Raw genomic sequence first — 7,420 nt, forward strand, 5'->3', positions numbered from 1 at the left:
CTTAGCGATGATCCGTATCATGGTTAGGCGTTTGGCATAAAATTTAACTCTCTCCTGACTTTTCAAACATCCTCTTACGTTTATATCGCCGTTGCTCGATAATGCGATCGATCCCCGGACTGGCTAGATAGGGTTTGAGTATTTGCAGTGCTCGGTTGGGAATAGGTGAATTGCTAATATATTCGGCGGTCTTATTGGCGCGGGTAACTGTGACTTTCCACGGAATATAATTATTCGCCTGGGAGCGCGAACTAAAGGTTACTTGTTGCTGCGACGATATTCTAACTTTAATCTCGATCGATGGATAGTCATCATCCCGTTCGATTTTCGGTTGATAAGCTCCGACTTTTAGCGGCGTTTGCGATAGTGTTGCTAAAAATTTAGTACCTACATCTGCGGGGATTGCTACTCTAGTTGTTTTCTGCTGATGAATGCCTGCGGCACCATAACCACCCACGGCAATATGTGCGTTACCCACGAATTTTTGTCGTTCTAGGCGTAACTTATAATGACGTAAAATTGGGGTGATATCTGAATATCCGTTCCAATCATTATAAATTTCCACTGTCTGCGCTTGCATCACTACGGCCAGATTGGGGAGCGGTTCCTTAGTCTGACTTTGTGCCGATAGATCGATCGAAGAATGAGTGCAACCGCACAATATTAACAGCAACAAATGTGACAGTTTTTTGCACATAGGCCAAATTTATTCAGCCACCTGAAGTTGTACCAAATCGCTGAAGGGTAGATGGGTAGATGAGTGGATGGGTGGATGGGTGGATGAGTGGATGGGTGGATGAGCGAACACCTACGTTCAAACTTTCTAGCCACTATTCACTATTCACTATCCACTATCCACTATTCCCTATTCCCTATTCCCTAATCCTCTGCAAAGATGTACCGACGCAGTTCGCGGGGATCGGGTTCCGGACTGTTTTCGGCAAACTCTACCGAATCATCGACTAAATCTTGAATTTCGCGATCGAGTGCGGCAAGTTCGTCGGCTGTAGCCAAACCTTCAGCAATTAAATAATTAGCCAATTTCTTAATCGGATCGCGAGCGAACCAGAAATCTTTTTCTTCCTTGGGTCGAAGTTCGTCGGGATCTGCCAAGGAGTGGCCGCGAAAACGATACGTGAGGGCTTCGATCAGGGTCGGCCCTTCCCCAGCGCGCGCGCGGGCGACAGCCTCTTTAGCGACGCTATAAACGGCCAATACGTCCATGCCATCGACCTGCACCCCGTGCATCCCAAAAGCAGCACCTTTAGTATAAATTTCTGGTACGGATGTGGCACGTTCGTGGGACATGCCGATCGCCCACTTATTATTCTCTACCACATAAATCATCGGCAACTTCCACAAGGCTGCCATATTCAAACATTCAAAGAATTGACCGTTATTGGCCGCACCATCACCAAAGAAACAAGCCGAAACCAGATCGGAACTAGCATCGCCCAAAGCCTCGCGGCGATATTTACTGGCAAAAGCCGCGCCCGTCGCCACGGGAATCCCTTCAGCCACAAAAGCGTAACCACCCAATAACCGATGCTCTGCCGAAAACATGTGCATCGAGCCGCCGCGCCCTTTGCTACAGCCAGTCTCTTTGCCAAATAATTCAGCCATCACCTCGCGCGGTGGCACGCCAGCACTGAGGGCGTGAACGTGATCGCGATAGGTGCTAGAAACATAGTCCTGTCCCGGACGCATCGCTTTAATTACGCCGGAAGATACCGCTTCTTGCCCATTATACAGATGGACAAAACCAAACATTTTGCCTCGATAGTACATTTCCGCACATTTATCCTCAAAAAAACGACCGAGGATCGTATCGCGGTATAACATCAAGCCTTCTGCTTTGGTGATTTCTCCCGACTTTGGCTCAAATGCGGGTAAAGTTCTCTCTTGAACCATTAGTTTGTTTTATCCACTTGTATGCGATCGATATTGTCCCCTATTTGGGGCATAGTGGCTAGTACTGCCATGGCAAATTATAAATTAGATCGGGTCGCTTATTGACTCATAAGCTCAAGAGCCAGTCGCAAAACTTGGCTGGAGATTTAGATATTGTTAACTATTTACCCTTGACCCTTTCCCCAATTCCTAACTCTGAGATCTAACTAGCAACTTATGTTAAATAATTATGTAGCGGTCGATTTTAGCAGTATCGATCGAAAGTTGAGATGTTATGTTATGTTTATTCGTAGGTTTTCAACAAGCTCAGATTTCGTTAATTTTTCGAGTAATCTAGTCTCCAGTGCGGGCGTGCATCGACGGCACCAACCCCACCAGCAATAGCACGATCGGTTGCTAGAGTAGTCTATTCTCAGAGCTAAAGTCGATAACTGTTAACTGTGTCGTTCATGGTGTGTATAGGTGAACTGTGCGAATCCCGCTTGATTATTATCAGATTTTGGGCATACCCGAGAGCGATCTATCGGAGCTAGAGCAGGCATATCAAGATCGCTTGCTCCAATTGCCCCAGCAAGAATATTCTGATGCTGCGATCGAATCTCGCAAACGGCTGATTACTGTGGCCTATCAGGTATTAAGCGATCCACAGCAACGGGAACAATATCAACAAACTCAGATCGAGCGGCTCCGGATCGAGGCACAGACTCCCGCTAGCGAAGCTAGTGACTTTGCCGATCGCTCATTGCAACGCCGTCCAGAGCTAGACATCGCCGCCGAACACTTTTTGGGTGGATTGCTAATTTTGTTCGAGCTGGGCGAGTACGAGGAAATTAATAGTATTTGTATGCCCTATTTGGGTAACAACGGGCGCAGTAGCAATAGCGGCAGCCTGCATCCGCTGCCGCAGATTACGATCACTCCCAGCGGCAATCTCAAACCAGCAGATCGGCACGAACCAGTACCACTTGCCAAGGTCAAACAGACAGCCAACGGCACTCACATCATTCCCCTCAAGCCAGATATTGTCCTGGCCATGGTTTCGTCATTTTGGCAATTGGGCGAGCGTGAATGGCGAGATGGCTGCCACGAGGAAGCCGTAATTCACTTTGAAACTGCCAAGAAAATTCTGGTTCAAGAAGATTTATTTCCGCAAATTCAAGGTGAAATTGACAGGCGGCTCGATCGGTTGCGTCCGTATCGCATTGCATCGCTAGTCTCGTTACCACTCGATCGCCACGAACAGCGGCGACAAGGGATTCAATTTCTCGAAGAATTGCTCGATAGTGCTTGTACCAACGAAGTCAAGTGCCAAGAACGCTTCGCACTCAATAGCGAGAGCGCGATCCCCTTCATCCACGAAACTCTGCCCCACCTAACTGCTGCCGAACAACGCAATTTGTTCAGTCAGTTGGCGCGAGATTCTTATCAAGGTGCGGCGGTGTTAAATGTCATGCAACTAGCTTGTACATACTTACACGTCCACGCGCTGATCGCCCAAGGCTTTGCCTATCGCAATCCTCAATCGATCTACACCGCCCAACAAATCTTGCAGTATCGACTCAGCCAACGCATTGATGTGGCGATCGAGCAAGCAATTTGCGCGCTCCTATTGGGTCAAACCGAAGAAGCCAACCAAATCTTGGTTTCGGCACCAGAATCAGCCCCACTACTGACGATCCGCCAACAATCACAAGGCTTGTCCAATTTCATCAGAGGCTTGTGCTGGTATATCGAATCGTGGTTGAAAGATGAAGCTTTTCCCTGCTTCCGCGATTTACTCACCAGCGATCCTTCGCTCGAAGCTTATTTTAACGATCGAGACGTCCAAGATTTCGTCGATCGAGTACCTGCAACCGATCGTCGCGTTACGAGTTGGACGGAAGATGCACCCAAGCTAATCGACGTACCGCCTTCAGGCGATCTGTCGGGATCGATGGACTTCGATCGCTACACAGCCAGCGATCTCATCGAGCCAGTCACAGCCACTTACTCCACCAGATCTAACCTGCGCCGCCCCAATTCGCTCAATACCGTATTGCAAACTCCTCCCGATCGGATCGGTATTGGCAATATTACCCCTGCCGTGCGCGTCGAACAGCCACTTCCGCCAGCACCAGAGCCATTGCCAGTAGATCCCAATAACGAGCCAGACAGCAATGTAATTCAGTTAGAGCGCGAACGCCAACGCCGTCGATCGATGCCTACCGCACGGACGATCGACGGGCAATTCGAGCAGCTTTATCCGAACGATGCGATCCCGACAATTACCATCCAGACAGCCAGCCAACTGGTACCTGCAAGTAAATCTGGACAATTAGCCAAAAGTAGCGATCGGTCTGGTACGCTCGTCCGCCCCCGTCGCATCCGCCGCAAACCAAACATTCCGCGCATTCTCTTAGTCGGCACGGGTGGAATCGGTTGCGTGTGGGGAACGGTTTGGCTGGCGGGGACGGCATTTCAAGCTGTGAGTAATCGCATCTCTACCCCATCAGTCGCCACATCTACGGGCAATCCGCGTACCGCTCCATCTCCACAGTTAGCCGTGCCACCAGTGCCTGTAACCGAGTCTCCACAACTACCTCCCAGCGATGGCGTGTTGACTAGCGAGATTGCCAAACAGACGATCGAGAAATGGTTGAGTGCCAAAACCAAATCTATGGGTCGAGAATATCAAGTTGCCCAATTAGAAGCTGTGTTGGCCGAACCAGCATTATCTAATGCGCTAGATCGTGCCAAAACGGCGAAGGCAGATGGCGTACATTGGCAGTACGCGCATCAGAATATTGGCATCTCATCAATTTCTCAACCCAATCCCCGCGCGAATGTCGCGACCATCCAGGCCAGAGTAGACGAAGATGCCCGCTACTATCAAGGGACGCAATTGAATCCCAATAATTCTTATTCCAAACAACTCTTGGTTCAATACAACTTCGTCCGCCAGAAAGATAACTGGTACATTAAAGACATGGGTGTCGTCAAACAACTAAACAGCCAACAGTAACAATTTAATGCTCGATCGTCTCGTTGATGCCTACGCTCCGCTAATTGGGTGGACGGGGCTAGGTATTGTATCGGTAAAGTTTTTACCTACTTCCTTTCCATATTGGCTCGGACGCGGACTATATTGGATCGGAGTGCCGATCGAAATTTTCGCGCTAGCTCGTCAGACTACCTTTGACGAACGCGCCCAATTAGCTCCAGAGATTACCATTGGCTCGCTGCTCTTGGGCTTGGGATTGGGATGGCTCAGTCTCCAGATTTGGCAGAAATTACAACCAGAACCAGCCGCACCGCCCGCACTCAAAGGCAGTTTGCTACTATCTTCGATGCTGGGTAATACTGGTTTTGTCGGATTGGCGATCGTCCCCTTTTTTGTCTCCGAAGCAGACTTAAGTTGGGCGGTGCTATATAGCGTCACCCAAAATGTTTTTGGGACTTATGGCTTAGGAGTACTCGTCTCTAGTTATTACGGTCGTCAAGGTACCGCCACAAATCGCTGGTGGACGCAGTTTCGAGATCTGCTTCGAGTGCCCTCTCTGTGGGGCTTCGCGCTGGGTTCGCTCACTCGAAGCTGGCAACTCCCAGAAGTTGTCGAAATCAGCCTGCATGGCTCGATTTGGGTGGTAATTCCGGGGGCTTTTATTTTAATGGGGATTCGCTTGAGCCAGATCCAGGGCTGGCAAAGTCTAAAACTGGCACTATTACCCGCGATCGTCAAAACGATCGTCATGCCGACCATCGTTGGGATCGCAATTACGATGATGGGGATGAGGGGCGATCCCCGCTTGGGTTTGGTGCTAATGTCAGGGATGCCATGCGCTTTTGCGGGATTAATTCTGGCTGAGGAGTATAATCTCAATGGCAATCTAGTCGCTAGTAGCATTATTGTCAGTACGTTAATTTTCCTGGCAATGATTCCTATTTGGATCTCTGTTTATTAGTGTTAATTACGGATAATGGTATGCTCGATCGATTGGCAGAATCTTACTCAAACAGGAATATAGCAGTTAAGATCCGAGCTACGGTAAGATATATTCGCTCGGCGAACTAATCCCAGATCTAGCTGAGTGAATTAAGTTATTTTTGAGCTAAGATTGGGCAGATAACGCTCGCCAAGATTCGGAGCAAGCTTGTAAAAGATGATATGTTTCTATTCTCAAGAGTCATAAACTTTTACAGGGGCGTTATTTTAACTCGGTAGATCGGTATATTTGTCGATTCGGAACATCTACCGATCTTGATACAGTGGTTATTGGCTAATCCGTTCAATCCGATCGTCCGATCCTCAGAACTCACTACTTCCTATCTTTATGACTTCAACCAAAACAACTACTCTCCTCCCCGCACCACCATTACCTACAAATACTGTTGCTGCAACAGAATTGCGTCCGTGGGGTTCATTCACAATTCTTGAAGAAGGCAGAGGACACAAAATTAAGCGGATCGAAGTCAAGCCAGGACATCGCCTCAGCCTGCAAATGCACTACCATCGCAGCGAACACTGGATCGTCGTTTGCGGCACTGCAATGGTCACTTGCGATGATAAAAAAGAAATTCTCCACAGCAATCAGTCTACTTATGTACCTGCTTGCACCAAGCATCGCCTCGAAAATCCTGGTGTAATTCCGTTGGTAATCATCGAAGTCCAAAATGGCGAGTATTTAGGTGAAGATGATATCGTCCGGTTTGAAGATGACTATGCCCGAAACAGCGGCTAAGTGTTATATTATCGATCCATCGTTCCCTACGATCCCTCATTCGTGAGGGACTAGGGTTGTTTTTGTAGATGCGATCGATATAAGCAATGATTGAGATTAGCAAAGCAGCAATCGCCGAAATTCACAGAATGCAGACAGTGCAGGCTCGACCCGACAGTAACTTTCGAGTCAGTTTTGGCAATGGGGGCTGCGAAAAATTTTACTACACGCTCGATCTAGCCGACTCGATCGCCGAAACCGACAGGGTTTATGAGGTAGACGGAATCTCGGTATTAATCGATCGTCAACATTTAGCATTTTTAGAGCATCTCAAGTTAGATTACTCTGAAGATCTCATGGGCGGGGGCTTCCGGTTTGAAAACCCCCTAGCGACTACCGTTTGCGGCTGCGGCAACTCTTTTTCGATCGCTCATATCGAGTCGGAACGCTGGCAATTACCGACTTAGGCTTTAGGCTTTAGGTTTTAGGCTTTGGTGGATCGTGAATTGGGAGTATGGATGCAAGTGTCTCCCAGTCTCCCAGTTCCCCACTCTCGTTATCACCAGGCAACATAAGGTAACTTTGCTGCTGTAACTTTCGTCTGAGCTAGATTTGCGACTAATTGTCCGCAAGCGTCCCAGGTGCCGTTGGTTAATTGCTGGCGAGAGCCTTCACCAATCGAGACTGGAGCAGTAAAGTCGCCACATTGTACCTGTAAGGCGTTGAGATCGACGGTAACTGGAGTTGTCGGATTAGACCGCAAAATCTCTTGCAGACGGGTGATAGTGGCGGGATTTGCGGTCAGACAGGGG

6 protein-coding genes and 1 pseudogene are annotated in these 7,420 nt (G+C 48.6%); 4 read left to right on the forward strand and 3 right to left on the reverse strand.

The annotated features are described in order from the left end of the window. Nucleotides 1-43 precede the first annotated feature (43 nt). On the reverse strand, nt 44-697 hold the full coding sequence (locus C7B77_RS19115; RefSeq protein WP_106308401.1) for a hypothetical protein: 654 nt from the start codon (nt 695-697) through the stop codon (nt 44-46). Nucleotides 698-879: 182 nt separating this feature from the next. Next, nucleotides 880-1,911, reverse strand: coding sequence for a pyruvate dehydrogenase (acetyl-transferring) E1 component subunit alpha (pdhA, locus tag C7B77_RS19120; RefSeq protein WP_106308404.1), 1,032 nt, complete (start codon nt 1,909-1,911; stop codon nt 880-882). A 469-nt stretch (nt 1,912-2,380) separates the two neighbouring features. On the opposite strand from pdhA, the gene C7B77_RS19125 reads away from it, so the two are divergent. From C7B77_RS19125 to C7B77_RS19140, 4 genes are all read left to right on the forward strand, one after another. After that, complete coding sequence (locus C7B77_RS19125) at nt 2,381-4,912, forward strand: IMS domain-containing protein (protein ID WP_106308407.1); 2,532 nt, start codon at nt 2,381-2,383, stop codon at nt 4,910-4,912. Nucleotides 4,913-4,919: 7 nt separating this feature from the next. After that, nucleotides 4,920-5,852, forward strand: a complete 933-nt coding sequence (locus C7B77_RS19130) for an AEC family transporter (protein WP_106308410.1) — start codon at nt 4,920-4,922, stop codon at nt 5,850-5,852. 369 nt (nt 5,853-6,221) lie between these two features. Continuing rightward, nucleotides 6,222-6,629, forward strand: coding sequence for a phosphomannose isomerase type II C-terminal cupin domain (locus C7B77_RS19135; protein WP_106308413.1), 408 nt, complete (start codon nt 6,222-6,224; stop codon nt 6,627-6,629). 86 nt (nt 6,630-6,715) lie between these two features. Next, on the forward strand, nt 6,716-7,075 hold the full coding sequence (locus C7B77_RS19140; RefSeq protein WP_106308416.1) for a HesB/IscA family protein: 360 nt from the start codon (nt 6,716-6,718) through the stop codon (nt 7,073-7,075). Nucleotides 7,076-7,167: 92 nt separating this feature from the next. Here the strand turns inward: C7B77_RS19140 and C7B77_RS19145 are convergent. Continuing rightward, nucleotides 7,168-7,420, reverse strand: a pseudogene (locus tag C7B77_RS19145) (3-isopropylmalate dehydratase small subunit); the annotation flags it as partial.

The organism is Chamaesiphon polymorphus CCALA 037 (assembly GCF_003003845.1).
Lineage (GTDB): Bacteria > Cyanobacteriota > Cyanobacteriia > Cyanobacteriales > Chamaesiphonaceae > Chamaesiphon > Chamaesiphon polymorphus.

Bases quoted from the DNA above. Each gene is read 5' to 3' on its own strand.
- C7B77_RS19115 (WP_106308401.1), bottom strand. From the start codon at position 697: ATGTGCAAAAAACTGTCACATTTGTTGCTGTTAATATTGTGCGGTTGC.
- pdhA (WP_106308404.1), bottom strand. From the start codon at position 1,911: ATGGTTCAAGAGAGAACTTTACCCGCATTTGAGCCAAAGTCGGGAGAA.
- C7B77_RS19130 (WP_106308410.1), top strand. From the start codon at position 4,920: ATGCTCGATCGTCTCGTTGATGCCTACGCTCCGCTAATTGGGTGGACG.
- C7B77_RS19135 (WP_106308413.1), top strand. From the start codon at position 6,222: ATGACTTCAACCAAAACAACTACTCTCCTCCCCGCACCACCATTACCT.
- C7B77_RS19140 (WP_106308416.1), top strand. From the start codon at position 6,716: ATGATTGAGATTAGCAAAGCAGCAATCGCCGAAATTCACAGAATGCAG.